Source organism: Bradyrhizobium sp. CCGB20 (assembly GCF_024199855.1).
GTDB lineage: Bacteria > Pseudomonadota > Alphaproteobacteria > Rhizobiales > Xanthobacteraceae > Bradyrhizobium.
Genome location: NZ_JANADN010000001.1, coordinates 8,468,768 through 8,486,068, shown reverse-complemented (window position 1 = coordinate 8,486,068; position 17,301 = coordinate 8,468,768). Strand labels below are relative to the sequence as shown.

Below are 17,301 nucleotides of genomic sequence, written 5' to 3'. Positions count from 1 at the left end.
TGTTTTGGATGACAATGATCATGCCATAGATCACCTCGCCGGCTTTTCAGGATCGCGCGAGCGGCGGTCACCGTTGCATCACGGATGCGTTGGTTCAGCCCATGTCCGATGCCGCGGAACGTGGCGCATCGTCGTCACACCGCTATCCGCATCACGTCAGCGGCAGCAGATGATCCGGGATCGGCACCGGCGCGGCCGGCACGAGCGATGCCACCGAAACGTGCGGCCAGGTCAGGCCGGCGAAATCCAGCATGACCTTTTGCGAGTACTGGATCTGCGTCGTCGCCACCTTGATGTGGCCGCCCTTGAAGCCCTTGTTGGGCACGAACGGGATCGCGGCGACGAAGCTCGGAACCAGCGGCACGTTGCTCTTCTGGCGCGGTTGCAGGATCACCGGCGGCGTTCCCGGCGGCAAAGCCGGCACGTCGATGTCGTAGACCACCGTCTCGGTCCAGAACACCGCGTCCATCTGGAAGGCGTTGGCGTTGGCGCCATTGCCGCCGGGCGGAGGAACGGGCAGGCCCTGAAGGAACGCGATGTTCGCGGTGCCGCCGGCGAAGCTCGGCGCGGTCGGATGAGGTCCCGGCGAGGGAATGGCCGGCAAGGGGCCGTCGGACAGCGGCGAGCCGGGCTTCGTCGAGGTCTCGATGACGATGGTCTGGGTGATGGTCTGATGCGCGATCTGGTTGCGCAGCACCGTGTTTGGATCGGTGATCATGGCTTGGGTGAGCTTGCCGGAGGCGATCAGCGCGGTCAGATCCTGGGGCAGCCTGCGCGTGGTCTGGTTGGTCGCAGTCTGGTTCTGGAACGGGATCTTGTTGGCCGGATTGCCTCCGATGAACGGCGTGATGTCGATCGCCGCGATGGTCGGCTTGCCGGCGACCGGCGGCAGCGCCGTGCCTTGCGCGACGATTGTCGTGCCGTGCGGGATCGATGCCATGCGCGCAACAGTGAACGGCTCGTTCGGATGGGTGGTGGCCGGCACCGCCAGCCAGATGCCGGGTTCGAAGTGAATGCCCACGGGCGTTCCGGTGGTGACGTCGTTGATGGTCTGGAGATACGGCACGCCGTTCAGGAAGGCATCTGCCTGCTGCAGCGAGCCGCGATTGGGGATCGAGCCAAGATTGTTCGAGAACGACATCGTCTCGTCGGTGAGATTCAGCTCCAGCACGTTGTCGTCCGGGTCGGTGGTGTTGATCGGCCCCGGCATCGGCGTCGGCGTGATCTTGCTGTCGGGCCGGAAGATCGTATTGAACCCCTGTCCGGTGAAGGTGCCCGTGAAGGCCGACAGCGGACCGAGGATGGGCGGCAAGGTGATCGGCGGACGCGCGGCTCGGGCGGCGGCGGGCTGTGCGGCATCCCTGAACACCTCGTCGACCTCGTGGATGGAGAAGTTCGCGGTCTTCGTGAATGCACTGGTGAGTGGCTTGGGCTCGTCCATGGTGATCCCTCGTGATGCTGCAACTGTCGATGCCGGCGTTCCTCCGGGCCGGCTGTCCGGGCAGATGGGTCCTTCTCTTGCGCCTTGCTCTTGCGCCTTGCGCTATTGCGTCTCGCGAGTCCGCCCTGTGCCGGGCATGACACGTCGTTCGCGCGCGCTGATGCGCGCGTGCCCGCTGATGAACATCGGGCGGCCTTACGTGGGCGACCGGACCACAGGCTGAACGGACCTGCGTGAATCGATCGCGATGTTCAACTTATGGTTCCGGCAGGTGCCCGGTCGAGAGACGAGCGAGTGCCGCGACCTGAGCGAAGCCTTGCCTCCTTCTGCTCCGTGCTCGAAAATGAGATGGTCAAAAATGGATTGCGGGCGCCTGCCGCCCCGGCTTTCGATTTATGCTGTGCGATTATACAACCTTGAGATGGTCGCAAATGTGGTCCATCTCACAAGGCCAAAGAGTTGCAACAGCACAATGAGGGAATGCGGATGACGCGAGTGAGCTGTCTTGCCGTGGCGATGCTGGCGCTGATGGCGTCGCGCGCCGACGCAGCGATCATCGACTGGCAGGCCGAGCTCCAGCGCTGCCGCACGCTGCGGCAGAACGTGGCGCCGCTGCTGCAAGCCGGCGAGGGGATATCTGCCGTCGGCCGCTCCAACAGGTCCGTGCGCCGCTGCATCTGGATCCAGCGCATGGCGGTGCGCAAGAAAATCCCGGGCGCCGAGGTGTGGTAGCCAGCGCGCCTGTCAGGTGGACCTGGTCTTCCGCCCGAGCAGCACATCCTTCAGTCCGGTCGGATAGAGGCCTGGACTGCCCTCGACGTCGAGGTCGGCGAGGTCGAACCAGCGAGCGACGATCTGCTCCCCGTTATCCTCGCGGAAATCGATGCGGTCCTGGCCGCTGAACGCGCCGTCCGGAAGCGCGACCTCGGCGATGAACATCACCTCGTGTCCGGTCGCTCCCTCGTGCACAAAAATGTTCTCCATCACCAGCGGCTCGCTTGTGATGGTGATGTCGATGCCGAGCTCTTCGAAAAACTCCCGCACCAGCGCCGCTCGCCAGCTTTCGCCGAACTCGATCTCACCGCCGAGCGGCCGCACGCCCTTGATCCGTCCCGCATCGTCGCGCACCTCGGCCGCCAGCAGCCGCCCGTCCCGCCAGTGCAGGCCGAGCGCGACGACGCGGATGTGGGGGTGAGGGCGCCAAGTAGTCATGGGGGATCGTTAGTCGGCTTTGCGCGATGGCGCAATGCGGGTGGAGCGAGTTTGAGAACGACGCCGGTGCCCTTGCTCCGTCATTGCGAGTGTAGCGAAGCATCCAGATCGCCGCCGCGGGAAGATTCTGGATGCTTCGCTGCACGCGCAATGACGATGTGGAAGCGCTCGCGGCTCAGTGCGGTGGGGATGCGGCCCGCCAGAACGCCGTCTGCAGCGGCAACTGGTGTCGGATCATCGCGACACCGTCGATGACCTTCAGGCCCCGCGCAGCGCAGGCTTCCATGAAGCCGGTGCGCCGCGCGGCGATGATGTCGAACACTGCGCAATCCCCAGGCATCCTGGCCGGGTCCATCGGCAATGGGTCGGTCGCGTGCAGGCCGAGCGAGGTGGCATTGACGCACAGACCGATGTCGTCGAAGCGCTCCGCGAGGTCGACATCGAGATCGGGAAATTGCCCGCGCAGCTTCGCTGCGAGGGCTTCGACCGGACCGGGCACCTCGTTGAGGATACGCAAGCGCTTCAAGCCGGCCGCCGCCAGCGCATGGCAGATCGCGCGTCCGGCGCCGCCTGCACCGATTACGACGGTACGGCGCTCGGGATCGAAAATGCTGGCTTCACGCGCAGCGTTCAGAAAGCCGCCGCCGTCGAAGGACTCGCCGACGAGTTTGCCGCCGGCTTCGATGCGGATGGTGTTGACCACGCCTTCGAACTTTGCGGCCGGCCCGACCTCATCGCACAGCTCGAACGCGGCAGGCTTATGCGGCATGGTCAGGTTGAAGCCGGCCGTGCTCGGCGATTTCGCCAGTGCCCGGATCGTCTCGGCGAGATGCTTCGGCGCGATGTCCATCGGCACCATGTGCCAGTCGAGGCCCTGTTCCTCGAAGTAGGGCGTGTAGTAGCGCGGCGCGGCGACATGGCCGGCAGGGTGGGCGAAGATGAAGACGGTGCGCGATGCGCCGGTCGGAAGCTTCATGACGTCACCCCTTGACCGCGCCGGCCGTCAGTCCGCTGACGAGATAGCGGCGCACTGCGAGCGAGAAGATCAGCACCGGCGCCATCACCAAGGAGCCGCCGGCGGCGATCTTGCCCCATTCCCAGCCCTCGTAGTTCATGAAATTGACCACGGCCACCGGCGCGGTGCGTGCATTGGTGCGGGTCAGGATCAGCGCGAAGAAGAAGTCGTTCCAGGCGTAGAGGAAGCACAGGATCGCGGTCGCCGCGATTCCCGGGGTCACCATCGGCAGCACGATCTTTGTGAACACCGTGCGCGTCCGCGCGCCATCGACGAGGGCAGCCTCCTCGAGCGAGACCGGGATGGTGTCGAAGAACGGCTGCATCATCCAGATCACCAGTGGCAGGTTGAAGCTGGTATAGACCAGCACGAGGCCGGTGATGGTGTCGAGCAGGCCGATCCAGCGGTAGAACAGGAAGAACGGGATCGTGAACGCGATCGGCGGCGCCATCCGCGTCACCAGGATCGCAAAGGACAGCGCGTGCTTGCCGCGCCCGGCCCAGCGCGACAGGGCGTAGGCGGCGGGCACGCCGAACAGCAGTGCGAGCGCCGTCGAGAGCGAGGCGCTGAGCAGGCTGTTGACGAAGGAGGCCGAGAACGCGCTGTGCCAGAGCGCGGCATAGTGCTCCAGCGTCGGCGTGAAGATCAGAGGCGGCGGGAATTGCAGGATCTGGTCATTGGTCTTGAAGCTCATCTGCAACAGCCACAGGAATGGCGAGAGCAGGATGAGCAGCGTCACAATGATCGCGGCGAGCCGGCCCGGCGTGGCCTTGCGTGCGGAGGGCGCGTTCATCCCATCGCCTCCCGGCGGCGGCCCATCCAGACGAGGCCAAGGCTGATGCCGGCGACCAGCAGCAGCATCACCACGGTGACTGCGCTGGAATAGCCGATCTCGTTGGTGTCGAAGGCGAGCAGATACGCATAGTAGTTGGTGACTTCGGTGACCGTGCCGGGGCCGCCACTGGTCAGTAGAAAGATCAGCGGGAATGCCTTCACGCTGTCAATCAGGCGGAACATGCCTGAGATCACGAGAATAGGCGTAATGAAGGGCAGGGTGACGTACCAGAAGATCTGAAGCGTATTGGCGCCATCGACGAGGGCGGCTTCCGAATATTCATCCGGAATGGTCTGGAGCGCGGCCAGCACCATCAGGAAGGTGAAGGGCATCCATTCCCAGGTGTCCGCGATGACGATCGCGGTCAGCGCGAAATCGACGCTCGAGGTCAGCGCCGGCATGGTGAAGTGCAGCGTTTGCGCGGCGTAATAGAGTGGGCTGATGTCGGGCGTGTAGATCAGCTTCCAGATCACCGCAACCACGATGGGCGGCAGCACCATCGGAATCAGGAAGAAGGTGCGGGCGAACTCGACGAAGCGCGAGGGAACGTTGAGCAGCAGCGCCAGCAGCATGCCAAGCAGCACCTGGAATAGCACGCCCCAGCACGACAGTTTTGCCTGGACCCACAGCGAATTGACGAAGCGGGGATCGCCGGGCAGGAGGCCGTAGTTGCGCAAGGGCGAACTGAAATCGGTCGCTGAGCCCGGCGTCGTCAGCTGAAACGGTGTCAGGCTCGTCACGACGAGATAGACCGCCGGCAGCACGGCGACCGCGAGCAGCACGATCAAGCTTGGTGAGAGCGCCCAGGCAATGAATCTGCGACGCTCTCCGTCAATTCCCGACTGGCTCAAAGCTGCGTCCCGGCACGGCGGAGTGCGGCGATGGCCTGGTCCTGCGCGGCGTTCATCGCGTCCTTGGCCGGCAGCTGGCCGGTCGCGACCTGCTCGAACGCCTTGTTGAGGACGTCGCCGACGATCGGGAATTCCTTCACGGTGCGATAGGCCATGTAGTTCTCGCCCTTGGCTGGCAGCTCCAGCACTTCGAGATAGAGCGCGCCGAGGTCCTGGCCGTTCACCGTGTTGAGCTTGCGATAGGCCTCGCTGGTGATGATCGAGCGGCGGCAGACCGAGGAGTGGCCGTGCTCCTTGACAAGCCGCATCGAGATGTCGGGCGAGAGCGCCCATTTGATGAATTCCCACGCCGCCTTCTTGTTCTTGGCGTTCTTGGGAATGCCGAGGCCCTGGCTGTTCGACGCGGGATAGTCGTGCACGGGGCCGGCGGGCGAGCGCACCACGCGCGAGGTCTCCTTCACCTTGCTCTCCTCGGAGAGCAGGATCGGCGTCACCCACGAGCTGGAGTGAATGAAGATGTTGGCGCGGCCCGTCAGCAGCGATTGCCGCGCCTGGTCCTCGGTGTAGGTGAGGACGCCCTTCGGCGCGCTCTTGAGCAGGTTGGCGTAGAACTCGATGCCCTGAATGGTCTCGGGTGTGTTCAGCGCCGGCATGATGTCGCCGGGCGGCTTGCGGAAGATGTTGCCGCCAAAGCCCTGGATGTAGGGCGGCAGGTTCCAGTGATGCAGCTGGAACGAGGTGATGCCGCTAATGCCGTCGGTGCCGTTGATCTCGGCACAGACCTGCTGCAGTTCGGCGAACGTCTTCGGGACCTTGAGGCCCTTCTTCTCCATCAAATCCATGCGCGACAGGCCCATCAACATCGCGCCGCCTTCCCAGGAATAGCCGTAGGTCGCGCCCTTGGCATCGCGATAGGGCACCTGCGCGCCCTCGACGAAATCCTTGGGATTCCATTCGGCCGGCGTCAGGTTCGGATCGGACGTGAACTCGTCGAGATTGGCGAGCAGGCCGGCGGCGACCCAGCGCGCGGCAAGGATGAAGGTGACGTTGACGAAGTCGTAGGCCGAGCCGCCTGAGGACAGTTCGAGATTGGCCTGCTGGTTGTAGACCGGGAAGGCCGAGAGCTGGAGGTCGACCTTCATGCCGGTCTTTTCCTCGAACTCGGGAATGTATTTCTGCAGCAGCGTGAAGAAGCGGTGCTGGAACGAGGCGCCGTGCAGCGTCACGCCGGCGAACGGCTTTGTCTGTGCGATTAGCGGCGCGGGGAATGCCGCAAGGGCGGCGGTCGCGGCGCTGGCCTTGAGCAGGTTACGGCGGGTGAGCGAACGCGCGCGTGATGAAGTCTTCATGCTTATCTCCCTCAGATTATTGCTTGCCGTGTCAACGCGCCCGTCTGGTGCGGGCGTTCTCGTCCTCGGTGTCTTTCTTTTTCTGGCGCGACATGGCCGTGACGATGTTCTGTTCGGTGAGGTCCATCAGCTTGTGCATGGCCCGGCGCGCACCATCAGGGTTGCGCGCCCAGATCTCGTCGAGCACCGCGCGGTGATAGGGCAGGCTCTTGCGCGGTGCGCCCGGATTGGTGCTCGACAGGTCGAACGACATCCGCAAGGCTGCGGCGACCGTCGCGCCGAACGCGATCAGGAAATCGTTGCCCGTGGCGATCAGGATGCCGCGGTGAAACTGCAAATCCGGCTCGGCATAGGCGACGCGGTCCATGCCGGCGGCGTCCATGCCGCGATAGGCGCGCTCGATCCGGGCAAAATCCTCGTCGGTCCCGCGCGCCGCGCAGATCGCGCAGGCCTCGGGCTCGACGATCCGGCGGACCTCCAGGATCTGCTTGGCGAACTCCTGCGTCGGCAGCGCCGACAGCGTCCAGTTCAAGAGCTCCTCGTCGAGCATGTTCCAGTCGAAGCGCGCGCGCACATGCGTGCCCGCCTTCTGCTTCGAGGCGATCAGCCCCTTCGCCTTGAGCAGCGACAGCGCCTCGCGGATCGAGGCGCGGCTGACATCGAAGCGCGACGCCAGCTCGATCTCGCGCGGCAGCGTCGTGCCCTCGCGCCACACGCCGGTCAGGATCAGCCGGGCCACCTCGCGGGCGACCTGGGCGCTCGATTGCGGATTGTCGGCCTTGGCCACGTCAATCTGATCCGTCAGTTTAAATGTCTGATTTATTGCAAGTGCGAACGGATTGGCTGCGAAGAATGCGGCCTATTCTTGCAAGATAGTCCGAGCGCGCGAGGTTTGACAAGAATTATTATGTCAGACATATTTTCTATTATGCCAACGCCGCGTAGGACAAATCGATCGTGACAAAACCCCACATCATACTGGTCATGACCGACCAGCAGCGTTTCGACACGATTGCGGCGACGGGGCATCCCTATATGAAGACGCCGAACCTCGACCGTCTGGTGCGCGAGGGCGTCTATTTCGACAATTGCTTCATCAACGCGCCGAGCTGCGTGCCCTCGCGCGCGGCTTTGTTCTCTGGTCTCTATCCGCACGCCTCGGGCGTGCTGAAGAACGGCCAGCACTGGCAGAAGACCTGGGTCAGCCAGCTGGGGGAAGCCGGCTATCACTGCGTCAATGTCGGCAAGATGCACACCATTCCCTATGACGCGAAGGCCGGTTTCCACGAGCGCTTCGTGGTCGAGAACAAGGATCGCTTCTTCGAGGGGCGCTGGTTCGCCGACGAGCTCGACAAGGCCTTTGCCGCGCACAAGCTGACCAAGCCGTCGCGCGCCGGCTATCGCAGCCTGCCTGATTACGGCGATCGCATGGGCGCCTTCACCTGGGAGATGCCGAAGTCGCTGCATCCCGACATCTTCGTCGCTGAAACCGCGATGTGGTGGCTGGAGACGCGGCCCAAGCCCGAGGCGCTGTTCATGCAGATCGGCCTGCCCGGCCCGCATCCGCCCTATGATCCCTTGCCGGAATATCTCGAGCACTATCTCGCCCGCAACGATCTTCCGGTGCCGCAGCCGACCGAGGCCGAGATCGAAGGCCTGCCGGCCTATCTGAAGGAGAAGCGCCGCCACGATACCGAGGTCGACCACGACGCGGTGTCATGGAAGCTGCAGCCGACGCATGAAGAGATGCGCCGCCTGCGTGCGCATTACTATGCCAATGTCACCATGATCGACGAGCAGATTGGCCGCCTGATCGAGATGCTGGACACCAAGGGCTATCTCGACAATTGCGTCGTCATCTTCATGTCCGACCATGGCGACAATCTCGGCGAGCACGGCCTCAGCCAGAAATGGTCGATGTACGAGCCGGTCACGCGCATCCCGCTTCTGTTCTGGTCGCCCAGCCTGTTTTCCGACGGGCGCCGGATCCGCGAAAAGTGCCAGCTGTTCGACCTCGGCCCCACCATCCTGGATCTTGCCGGCGCGCAGCACCCAAAGCCGTTCCAGGCCCGCAGCCTGCTGCCGGCGCTGAAGGGCGAGGAATGGGCTGGCCGCGATTTCGTGTTCAGCGAGCAGGCCGGCGATGTCGCCATGACCGGCGCGCGGCTGATCACCATGGTGCGGGACGACCGCTGGAAGGTCGTGTTCATCCACGGCGCCGAGGACGGCCAGTTGTTCGATCTCGCGAGCGATCCGCTCGAGCAGCACAATCTCTGGGGCGCGCCCGAGCATGCGGGCGAGATCAGCCGCCTCAAGGATGCCTTCATCGACTGGCGCCAGAACAGCCTGCTCGAGACGATGGATTTGAACGCGGCTGCGCGGTGAGCGAGTAGCTCTTTGCCTCTCCCCGCTTGCGGTCAGTGTTACGGTCGTGCGCGGCGATCGCTCGGCCTTCATGGTTCGAGACGCGCCGCGGGCGGCGCTCCTCACCACGAGGGTCTACGGTTTTGCCGCGCAACAAAACCTCATCCTGAGGAGCCCGCGAAAGCGGGCGTCTCGAAGGATGGCCACAAGGAAGCTGCTCACTCCACCAGATACTTCCTCACCGCCGCCTCGTCCCACGCGATCCCGTTCCCCGGCTCTTCGCTCGGCAAGGCAAAACCGTCCTTGATCTTCAGCCGCGTCGAAAGCACGGCGTCGGCCCAATCGACATATTCCAGCCAGTGCGCGGTTGGCGTCACGCACAGAAGATGCGCGCTCACTTCCGAGAACAGATGCGTCGACATCTCGATGCCGGCGGCGTGCGCCAGCGCGGCGGCGCGCAGCCAGCCGGTGACGCCGCCGATGCGCTGGACATCCGGCATCACGTAGTCGCAGGCTTCCGCGGTCAGCGCGGCCTGCATCGAGAACGCGCTGTCAAAGTTCTCGCCGATCTGCACTGGCGTGCGCAGCGCATCGGCAATGCGGGCGCAGCCCTCATAATCGTCGTGGCGGATCGGCTCCTCGATCCAGGTCAGCCCTTCGTCGTCGAGCATCTCGCCGCGGCGGATGGCCTCGGTGACCGTGAGTGCCTGGTTGTAGTCGCACATCAGCGTGACCTGATCGCCGACGGCTTTTCGTATCGCGCGCACCACGGCGAGATCGTCGCGCGCATCGGGCCGGCCGACGCGGATCTTCGCGGCCTGGAAACCTTCGGCCAGCAGCTTGTGGGCTTCCTCCACCGCGGCGCCCGCCGGCATGATGCCGAGGCCCTTCGAATTATAGGCACGCACCGGCTTCGGCGCGCCGCCGAGCAGGCGCGCCAGCGGCAGGCCCCTGCAACGGGCCAGCGCGTCCCATGCCGCCATGTCGATGCCGGATTGCGCCAGGCGCTGCAGGCCGGCGAGGCCGAGCAGCGTGAAGCGCTGGGCGAGTTTGCGCTCGATCTCGAACGGCAACAGCTCGTCGCCGGCGAGCAGCTCCGACATTTCCGTGACCATCGCCGTCAGCGGCTTCAGGGCCGAAGGCGTGATCGAGAACAGATAGGCATGCCCCACCGCGCCCTGGTCGGTCTCGCAGTCGATCAGCACCAGCGGCGCCTTGGCGACGGCCCCGGTCGAGGTTTTCAGCGGCAAATTCATCGGCACGATCACGGGCCGCGCGTTGAAGCGCTTGATGCGGATGGTCTCGGTCATGTCCAGGTCTCCCGGCGGAGTGAATGCAGGTTAATACCGATCTTAAACAACGTCATGAAACGAAAAGCCAGTTGCTGCGACCACCATAAAATGGGGTTGCGCGGGCGCGGGTTTATTGGCTCTGTGGCGCCGCATGCTTTTGCCGCGAGTTCCAGAGATTTGCGGCAAGATCGCACACGGGGAGCAACAAGGTGAAACAAGAGATCTCCGACGAACAGCGCAAGAGCGGCATCCTGACGGGTGCCGTGATCGCCTTCCTCCTGCTCGCTCTGCCGCTCGCGGTGTGGCTGGACCTGACCGAGCTCAGCAAGACGGCGCTGCGCCGGCAGGCCGCCGATCTCAATTCGGTGATCACGAGCGTGCGCAGCTACTACGCCTCCAACGTGGTCGGCCGCATCCTGGCCAACCCTGGCGGCGCCACCAGGGTCGTGCACAATTACGAATCCGTTCCCGGAGCGATCCCGATTCCGGCGACGCTGTCACTGGAGCTCGGACGGGTGATCGGCGCGCAGCAGGAGAACATCACCTACCGCTTCGTCTCGGATTTCCCGTTCCAGAACCGCGCCGCGCACCAGCTCGACAAGTTCGAGAAGGACGCGCTCGATGCGCTCCGCAAGGATCCCGAGCAGAAGATCGTCGAGACCGAGACCTCGCTGTTCTCCGACAAGGTCCGCCTGGTCGCGCCTGTTACCATGGGCCCGGCCTGCGTGAGCTGTCACAACAGCCACCCCGAGAGCCCGAAGAAGGATTGGAAGGTGGGAGACGTCCGCGGCATCCAGGAGGTGATCATCGGCCAGCCGATCGCCGCCAACATCTTCTCGTTCAAGTTCCTCCTGGCCTATTTCCTGATCGCCGCCGGCTGCGGCCTGTCGTTCCTCTCGCTGCAGCGCCGCCAGGCCGGCCGTATCAAGGGCATGAACAAGGAGCTGGAATCCGCCAACGACTTCCTGGCGTCGCTGTCGATGAAGATCTCGCGCTACATCCCGCCGCAAGTCTACAAGAGCATTTTCAGCGGCCAGAAGGACGTCACCATCCACACCGAGCGCAAGAAGCTCACCATCTTCTTCTCCGATATCCAGAACTTCACCGCGACCGCCGAGCGGCTCCAGCCGGAGTTGCTGACCCAGCTCCTCAACGAATATTTCACCGAGATGTCGGCGATCGCGCATGAATATGGCGGCACCATCGACAAGTTCATCGGCGATGCCATGCTGATCTTCTTCGGTGACCCCGAGACCAGGGGCGACCGTGCCGACGCGCAGGCCTGCCTGCAGATGGCCTGGCGCATGCAGCAGCGCCTTGCCGAGCTCAATGCGAAATGGCGGGCGTCCGGCATCGAGCAGCCGTTCCGCTCGCGCATGGGCATCAATTCCGGCTATTGCAATGTCGGCAATTTCGGCAGCAGCGATCGCATGGACTACACCATCATCGGCGCCGAAGCGAACCTCGCCGCGCGCCTGCAATCGATCGCCGAGCCCGGCGGCATCGTGCTGAGCTACGAGACCTTCGCGCTGGTCAGCGACATCGTCCGCGCCCACGCGCTGCCGGCAATCACGATGAAGGGCATCAGCCGCGAGGTGATTCCCTATTCGGTCGACGCGCTGAACGACGCAGCGGCGGAGCGAAGCGGCGTCATCACCGAGCGCGCGCCCGGCCTCGAGCTGTATCTCGACCCTGCAGTCGTGAAATCCGGCGACGCAGCACGGGTGCGCGCGCTGCTGGAAAGCGCGCTGGCCTCGCTGAAGCCGGCGTGAGGATGCGCGGACTTACACAGTCGTTAATCGAGGGAGTCCCCGTGTGGTACCCCTCTCCCTAACCCTCCCCCGCAAGGGGGGAGGGAATGCGCCAGCGCGTGTGGTTGGATCAGGCGACGATCATTCGCGTTGAATTTTTGCCTTGAGCCCAGCTCTCACTGCGCGGCACCCTGCGCTCCCTCCCCCCTTGCGGGGGAGGGCGGGGGAGAGGGGTAGCCCAGCAAACGGTGCGCGTATGATCGCCGTGCGTCCGCTCACCGCGCCGCCCCTTCCGTGAACGCCGTCTCGATCACCTCGCCAAAAGGTTGCCACGACCGCCCGTCGAACTGGACAAGCCGCATCTGCCTGATCGGCAGGTAGTTGCTGGGCGAGGTATTCATTCTGATGTTGGGCAAGGCAACGGAGGGCTGCTGGTCCCTGAGTGAGGCCGCCTGACGCATGATGTTCTCGCGCGACAGGTCGTCGCCGCATTGCTTCAGCACCTGCGTCAGCGCCTCGGCCGCGGCGTAGCCGTAGACCGCGGCGCTGTTGTTCGTGCTCTCCGCGTGATGATACTTGTCCATGAAGGCGAACCAGTCCTTCATGGCGGGATCGTCCTTCCATGCGGGATCGCTCGGATCCTTCAGAAAAGCAGCCGAGATCACGCCGGCGGAATTCTCCAGGCCCGCGGGCGCCATCGCATTGGCGATCGAGGCGGAAGCATCGTTGACGATGAAGACCGGGCGCCATTTGAGTGACGCCGCCAGCTTGATCACCTTGGACGCCGTCGACGGTACACCGAGAAAGACGAAGATGTCGGCGCCGGCGCGCTTGAGGATCGAGACGTGCCCTTCGAGATGCTCGTCGTTGATGTCGAAGGCGATGTCGACGAGGACCAGACGGTTCAGATCGCCAAGGCCTTCCTGGATGCCCCGATAGAGCATGCGCCCGAACTGGTCGTTCTGCCAGAGCACCACGATCTTCTTCCTGGGATAATAGGCCTGGATGTAGTTGGCGTAGATGCGCCCCTCCGAGCGGAACGAGGGCTGCCAGCCCATCGTCCAGGGAAACGCCTTGGCCTGGCTCAGTTCCTCGTCGCCGGAGGCGACGAACAACTGCGGGATCTTCTTCTCGTTCAGGTACCAGCGCGTGGCGAGATTGCCGGGCGTGCCGAACGAGCCGAACATCAGGTGCACGTCGTCCTTCTCGACCAGATTGCGCGTCAGCTCCAGCGCGGTCGCGGGATCGGAATTGTCGTCGCGCGTGATGAAGCGGATCTTGCGCCCGTTGATGCCGCCGCGCGCGTTGATCATGTCGAAATAGGCGACTTCCGCCTGGCCGATGGCGCCGAATTCCGAGAGCGGTCCGGAATACGGCATGACATTGCCGATGCGGATTTCCTTGTCACTTGCGGGTTGGTCTGCGCGTTGCTCGGACATCGCCCCCAGCGAGGCGAGAGCGGCAATCAAGACGAACAGCAGTCTGCCGGTGACGCGCATGCTCGACACCTTGACGTTGGCCCCTCGGCGAGGTCGGCTCGATCTGCCCCACGTTGGGTTGATCTACGTCAAGCGTTTGGCAAAGCTGTGGCTTGTTGCCGCTTCAAAGCAGCGCAGCTGCCATCCTCGAAAGAAACGGCAGGCGTGCTGACGCGCCACTCGTCATGCCCGGGCTTGTCCCGCCGTCGAGGCCGAAGCCACCGAGGGGCGAGCCGCTCTCTGGCTCGATGGTTTGCACTATTCTGTCCGGTCCAGGATCGTCCTGGCGACGCGTTTTGTGCCCGGCGGCACCTGCGATTCAAGGAGACGCCGCCAACGGGTGGGAGCAACACCGCTCCAACGCTCGAAAGCCCTGCTGAAATGAGCGGGGTCGTCATAGCCGAGCATTGATGCAATGTCGCTAATCGACCGGTCCGTCTGACACAGAAGTCTCACGGCTCGTCGTTGCAGTGCGTTTCGCAGCAGGTCGCTATAGCTCAGTCCGCCTTCGCTGAGCCTGCGCTGCAGCGTTCGTCGCGCGAGTCCCGACCGGTCCCCGATGCGTGACAGGGTGGGGCGCCGATCGAGTAGCTCCAATTCGATCAGCACGGAGAGATGGCCCGGCAGGTCCTCTGGATCCGGCAGGTCAAAAACGCGTCCGAGCTCGCTCGCGCTCAGACCGTCGCCCTGCTTGAGCTCTGGATTGACGGCCGTCAGCAGCCGCCGATCGAACACGATCGCGCTGGCGGCGTTGCCGACAGCCGCATCGGTACACATCACTTCGGCGATCGGATATCGCAGCCGGTTCGGCAGGTCCCGAAGAATGATCCGGCCCGGCAGCCACCTGGCGCCGGCAAAATGCCTGATGACGGCAATCATGTACCAGACGGCGAGCATCTCGTTCTGCTGGCGCCCGTCGCGCGCGGGGTCGGACAATTCATATGACCAGTGGATTTCGCCGCCAAAACGGCGGACGACCAGCTGAGTGGCGTTCTGGAGCATGTGCGGCAGGCTGGCTCCGGCGCGATGGATCGCTTCGAGCAAGGTCGGGGCCTGGGTCACCCATCTGCCGTAAACGCCGAGGCCCGCCATCGATGTCTGGCGGCCAAGCCGGGCCGCAAAGACTTCGTCGTGCAATTCCCGAGAGGTCACCATCAACAAGCGGAAATGATCGCGTAACGGCAACAGCGTGTCCGGCGATTCCAGCAAGGCGAGAGGAAGATCGGCGCGGCGAAAGACTCGCTCGATTGATCCGCCGGCCGCAGCGACGACCTTGGCGATCGGACCAAGCGTGCTCGCGCGGGTGTAGCCGGTCTGGTGCATCTGCCCTCACGCGCCAAAGTGGCTGCCATGTCGGCGCATCATGGCAGGCTGAGTTCGCAGCGACAGCATAGCATCCGGGTCCCCGTCGATGAACACGGTCAAATGCCCGCGTCGATCGGGACCAGGGAGGAATGCATGTGCTTTGCTTGTCTTGGTTTGTCGTCTTCAGCCGGGAAATTTTCCCGACGTGATGTGGTGTTGCGTGCATCGGCACTGGGCCTGGTTCTGCCCTTTGCGAGCTCCGCGTTGCGGCCGGCGCAAGCGGCGGAGCAGGGCGCTCCTCCTCCAGCGGATGTAGTAAGCGGCATCAAGGATATCATCGCCAAGGCGCGTTCGCCCGAACTGCTCGCCGCCAAGGCTTTCGAGATCAACGGCGGCGATCTCCCATGGACCGATCTCGGGCTCGATGCGGCGCGGGGCCAACAGCTGACATTCCTGCTGAACGGCAAGATGTGGCTGTCGCGCGACCACGATCTCTGGTTCAGCCCGGGGCTGGTCTTTCACGCGCGCACGCACGGACTCCAGCCAATGTACAATCCGATGCTGGACACGGGAACCATGACGGTCGCCCACGATGGACGGATCGAGGTGGCGCGTTCGGCGGCGGAATGGACCAGTGAGGACGGGACATTGGGTACGCCGGAAGACATCTACAAGAAAGCGGACGTCAAGATCACCGGGATAGCGCTGCTGTGGCGCGGCGATGCCGCGGTCGGCGTCAAGAGTCTGCTGGCGCAGGGCGACGTCGACGGACTGCTCAACTCCGAGCTTGCGCGTCTTCAGCGTGGCGGCAAGCTGCCGGCGGGCTGGTCGAACCTGCTCGGGTTTGGCGGCGGTCAGGAAGTCTTTAGCCAGGGTGCCGACGGCGAGATCATTTGCGACACCACGGGCCATGTCAGTATCATCGAGAGGCCGCTGCCGCTTTCGCTAGTCTCCCGTCCGCGCCTCGCATGGCGCTGGAAAATCGATCAATTGCCGTCCGTCGTCGCGGAGGATCAGGCCGCGACCCACGATTACCTTTCGATCGGCGTGAAGTTCGAAGACGGGCAGGATCTGACATATATCTGGAGCGAACATCTGCCTGAAGGCAAGGTTTTCCGGTGTCCGTTGCCCGCCTGGAATGCGATCGAGACACATATGATCGTTCGTTCCGGGAAGGCTGACCTCGGAAGCTGGAAAGAGCAGGAACGCGACATCGCAGCAGATTATGCCGCCCATATCGGCGGACCCGCGAAGGCGATCTCGAAAATCTGGCTGCTGGCCGTGGCGCCGTTCCAGCGCCGTCATGGCGCTTGCCGCTACGCCGATATCAAGGTCACCACCGACGACAAAGTCGTGCACAAGGTCTAGCGCGAGAGGTCAAGCGAGCCTGCGGCAAATTTGCGCTACGGCAACCCCCGCGCCTCGAGCTGATGCACCAGCAGCAGCGTCGGTTCGGCGAGGCTGTCGCCGGAGCCGTCGAGGCCGAAGGCGCTCGCGATGCCGTCGCGGTTGCGCAGCAGCGTGCTGCGCGGGCAGTGCCCGGCGCCGCAGAGCGTCTTCTTCAGGATCTCGCCCTGCGCGATGAGGCTCGCGGGATCGTTCGCGGCCCAGGCCAGCACGATCGGCGCGTCGATGTTGAGGATGCCGGGAAAGACCGACCGCTTGTCATATTGGGTGGCGTCAGTGCCGAGATAGGCTTTCTCGCTGTCGCTCGCGTCCTTGCCGGCGCGGTAGATGCCGGACACCAGCACCACGGCGGCGACATCGGCGCGGTCGGTCTGGAACTCGGGATGCGCCAGCAGGGTGGCCACATGGAAGGCGCCGGCGCCGTAACCGACCGCGACGATCTCGCGGGCGTCGCCGTTGAACAGGTCGATATTGCCGTGGACCCAGGACAGCGCCGCCGCGACGTCGGTCGCACCCATCGGCCAGGTCGCCGAGGGCGCAAGGCGATAGCTGACGCGCACGCCGATCATGCCGTTGCGCGCGGCAAAGCACATCGCCTGGTCCTGGATCTCGCGCGACAGGTCCGGCGCGCCGCGGTCGCCGGTGAAGGTGTCGCCCGCCACGAACAGCAGCACGGGCCGGGGCGTATCCGCCTTGGTCTCGCTGCTGGTGGCGACGTCGAGCACATTGGCCTCGCTCTCGCCGTAGCGCAGCCCGCGCGAGAATGAGACCTGCTCGCACAAACGTGCGGTGCCGCCGGCGGTCGTGTCGTTATCGGTGAGGCCCACGCGGACGAGATCGGTCGGCACTGTGAGCCGCGCCGGCAACGGGCCCTGTGCGGAGGCCGCCGTCACGCTCAAGCTTAGAAAAAATGCGAGATAATTCTTCATCTTGGTGCCAGCCCTGCGTGCCCGATATGGGCTCGCTTGTTTGGCCTGTCTTTTCAATTCGCCTTATTAGTT

General features: G+C 64.2%; 15 protein-coding genes. 4 read left to right on the top strand and 11 right to left on the bottom strand.

All coding sequences use genetic code 11. From position 1 onward, the window contains the following. Positions 1 to 151: 151 nt before the first annotated feature. Complete coding sequence (locus NLM15_RS39950) at positions 152 to 1,441, bottom strand: heme-binding protein (protein ID WP_254123436.1); 1,290 nt, start codon at positions 1,439 to 1,441, stop codon at positions 152 to 154. A 486-nt stretch (positions 1,442 to 1,927) separates the two neighbouring features. On the opposite strand from NLM15_RS39950, the gene NLM15_RS39945 reads away from it, so the two are divergent. Further along, positions 1,928 to 2,173, top strand: coding sequence for a hypothetical protein (locus NLM15_RS39945; RefSeq protein WP_254123435.1), 246 nt, complete (start codon positions 1,928 to 1,930; stop codon positions 2,171 to 2,173). 12 nt (positions 2,174 to 2,185) lie between these two features. Here NLM15_RS39945 and NLM15_RS39940 read toward each other — a convergent pair whose 3' ends face one another. The 6 genes from NLM15_RS39940 to NLM15_RS39915 form a co-directional block, all read right to left on the bottom strand. Beyond that, positions 2,186 to 2,653: an NUDIX hydrolase gene (locus NLM15_RS39940; RefSeq protein ID WP_254123434.1), complete on the bottom strand. Its 468-nt coding sequence runs from the start codon at positions 2,651 to 2,653 to the stop codon at positions 2,186 to 2,188. Between the two features lie 175 nt (positions 2,654 to 2,828). Continuing rightward, on the bottom strand, positions 2,829 to 3,629 hold the full coding sequence (locus NLM15_RS39935; protein ID WP_254123433.1) for a shikimate dehydrogenase: 801 nt from the start codon (positions 3,627 to 3,629) through the stop codon (positions 2,829 to 2,831). A 4-nt stretch (positions 3,630 to 3,633) separates the two neighbouring features. After that, positions 3,634 to 4,461 (bottom strand): carbohydrate ABC transporter permease, encoded by an 828-nt coding sequence (locus tag NLM15_RS39930; protein ID WP_254123432.1) that lies wholly within the window; start codon positions 4,459 to 4,461, stop codon positions 3,634 to 3,636. Further along, positions 4,458 to 5,285 carry a carbohydrate ABC transporter permease gene (locus NLM15_RS39925; protein ID WP_254123431.1) on the bottom strand — a complete coding sequence of 276 codons (828 nt, stop codon included), beginning with the start codon at positions 5,283 to 5,285 and terminating at the stop codon, positions 4,458 to 4,460. The genes NLM15_RS39930 and NLM15_RS39925 overlap by 4 nt, the downstream gene beginning before the upstream one ends. A gap of 65 nt (positions 5,286 to 5,350) precedes the next feature. After that, positions 5,351 to 6,703, bottom strand: a complete 1,353-nt coding sequence (locus tag NLM15_RS39920) for an ABC transporter substrate-binding protein (RefSeq protein ID WP_254123430.1) — start codon at positions 6,701 to 6,703, stop codon at positions 5,351 to 5,353. 31 nt (positions 6,704 to 6,734) lie between these two features. Further along, positions 6,735 to 7,490: a FadR/GntR family transcriptional regulator gene (locus NLM15_RS39915; protein ID WP_254123429.1), complete on the bottom strand. Its 756-nt coding sequence runs from the start codon at positions 7,488 to 7,490 to the stop codon at positions 6,735 to 6,737. Between the two features lie 170 nt (positions 7,491 to 7,660). On the opposite strand from NLM15_RS39915, the gene NLM15_RS39910 reads away from it, so the two are divergent. After that, positions 7,661 to 9,088, top strand: a complete 1,428-nt coding sequence (locus NLM15_RS39910) for a sulfatase-like hydrolase/transferase (RefSeq protein ID WP_254123428.1) — start codon at positions 7,661 to 7,663, stop codon at positions 9,086 to 9,088. 197 nt (positions 9,089 to 9,285) lie between these two features. Here the strand turns inward: NLM15_RS39910 and NLM15_RS39905 are convergent, their stop codons facing one another. After that, entirely contained in the window at positions 9,286 to 10,377 is a 1,092-nt protein-coding gene (locus tag NLM15_RS39905) for an enolase C-terminal domain-like protein (protein WP_254123427.1), read from the bottom strand. Between the two features lie 191 nt (positions 10,378 to 10,568). Here NLM15_RS39905 and NLM15_RS39900 point away from each other — a divergent pair, with 191 nt between their 5' ends. Then, on the top strand, positions 10,569 to 12,131 hold the full coding sequence (locus NLM15_RS39900) for an adenylate/guanylate cyclase domain-containing protein (protein ID WP_254123426.1): 1,563 nt from the start codon (positions 10,569 to 10,571) through the stop codon (positions 12,129 to 12,131). A 254-nt stretch (positions 12,132 to 12,385) separates the two neighbouring features. Here the strand turns inward: NLM15_RS39900 and NLM15_RS39895 are convergent, their stop codons facing one another. Continuing rightward, complete coding sequence (locus NLM15_RS39895) at positions 12,386 to 13,609, bottom strand: ABC transporter substrate-binding protein (protein WP_254123425.1); 1,224 nt, start codon at positions 13,607 to 13,609, stop codon at positions 12,386 to 12,388. Between the two features lie 237 nt (positions 13,610 to 13,846). Then, positions 13,847 to 14,911 carry an AraC family transcriptional regulator gene (locus NLM15_RS39890; RefSeq protein WP_254123424.1) on the bottom strand — a complete coding sequence of 355 codons (1,065 nt, stop codon included), beginning with the start codon at positions 14,909 to 14,911 and terminating at the stop codon, positions 13,847 to 13,849. A 102-nt stretch (positions 14,912 to 15,013) separates the two neighbouring features. Here NLM15_RS39890 and NLM15_RS39885 point away from each other — a divergent pair, with 102 nt between their 5' ends. Continuing rightward, positions 15,014 to 16,261, top strand: coding sequence for a DUF3047 domain-containing protein (locus NLM15_RS39885; protein ID WP_254123423.1), 1,248 nt, complete (start codon positions 15,014 to 15,016; stop codon positions 16,259 to 16,261). Positions 16,262 to 16,296: 35 nt separating this feature from the next. Here the strand turns inward: NLM15_RS39885 and NLM15_RS39880 are convergent, their stop codons facing one another. Continuing rightward, the gene (locus tag NLM15_RS39880) at positions 16,297 to 17,229 is read right to left on the bottom strand and encodes an alpha/beta hydrolase (RefSeq protein ID WP_254123422.1); all 933 of its coding nucleotides are present in this window, start codon (positions 17,227 to 17,229) and stop codon (positions 16,297 to 16,299) included. Positions 17,230 to 17,301: the final 72 nt, after the last annotated feature.

Bases quoted from the DNA above. Each gene is read 5' to 3' on its own strand.
- NLM15_RS39895 (WP_254123425.1), bottom strand. From the start codon at position 13,609: ATGCGCGTCACCGGCAGACTGCTGTTCGTCTTGATTGCCGCTCTCGCC.
- NLM15_RS39945 (WP_254123435.1), top strand. From the start codon at position 1,928: ATGACGCGAGTGAGCTGTCTTGCCGTGGCGATGCTGGCGCTGATGGCG.
- NLM15_RS39930 (WP_254123432.1), bottom strand. From the start codon at position 4,461: ATGAACGCGCCCTCCGCACGCAAGGCCACGCCGGGCCGGCTCGCCGCG.
- NLM15_RS39890 (WP_254123424.1), bottom strand. From the start codon at position 14,911: ATGCACCAGACCGGCTACACCCGCGCGAGCACGCTTGGTCCGATCGCC.
- NLM15_RS39940 (WP_254123434.1), bottom strand. From the start codon at position 2,653: ATGACTACTTGGCGCCCTCACCCCCACATCCGCGTCGTCGCGCTCGGC.
- NLM15_RS39880 (WP_254123422.1), bottom strand. From the start codon at position 17,229: ATGAAGAATTATCTCGCATTTTTTCTAAGCTTGAGCGTGACGGCGGCC.
- NLM15_RS39885 (WP_254123423.1), top strand. From the start codon at position 15,014: ATGCCCGCGTCGATCGGGACCAGGGAGGAATGCATGTGCTTTGCTTGT.
- NLM15_RS39920 (WP_254123430.1), bottom strand. From the start codon at position 6,703: ATGAAGACTTCATCACGCGCGCGTTCGCTCACCCGCCGTAACCTGCTC.
- NLM15_RS39935 (WP_254123433.1), bottom strand. From the start codon at position 3,629: ATGAAGCTTCCGACCGGCGCATCGCGCACCGTCTTCATCTTCGCCCAC.
- NLM15_RS39905 (WP_254123427.1), bottom strand. From the start codon at position 10,377: ATGACCGAGACCATCCGCATCAAGCGCTTCAACGCGCGGCCCGTGATC.
- NLM15_RS39950 (WP_254123436.1), bottom strand. From the start codon at position 1,441: ATGGACGAGCCCAAGCCACTCACCAGTGCATTCACGAAGACCGCGAAC.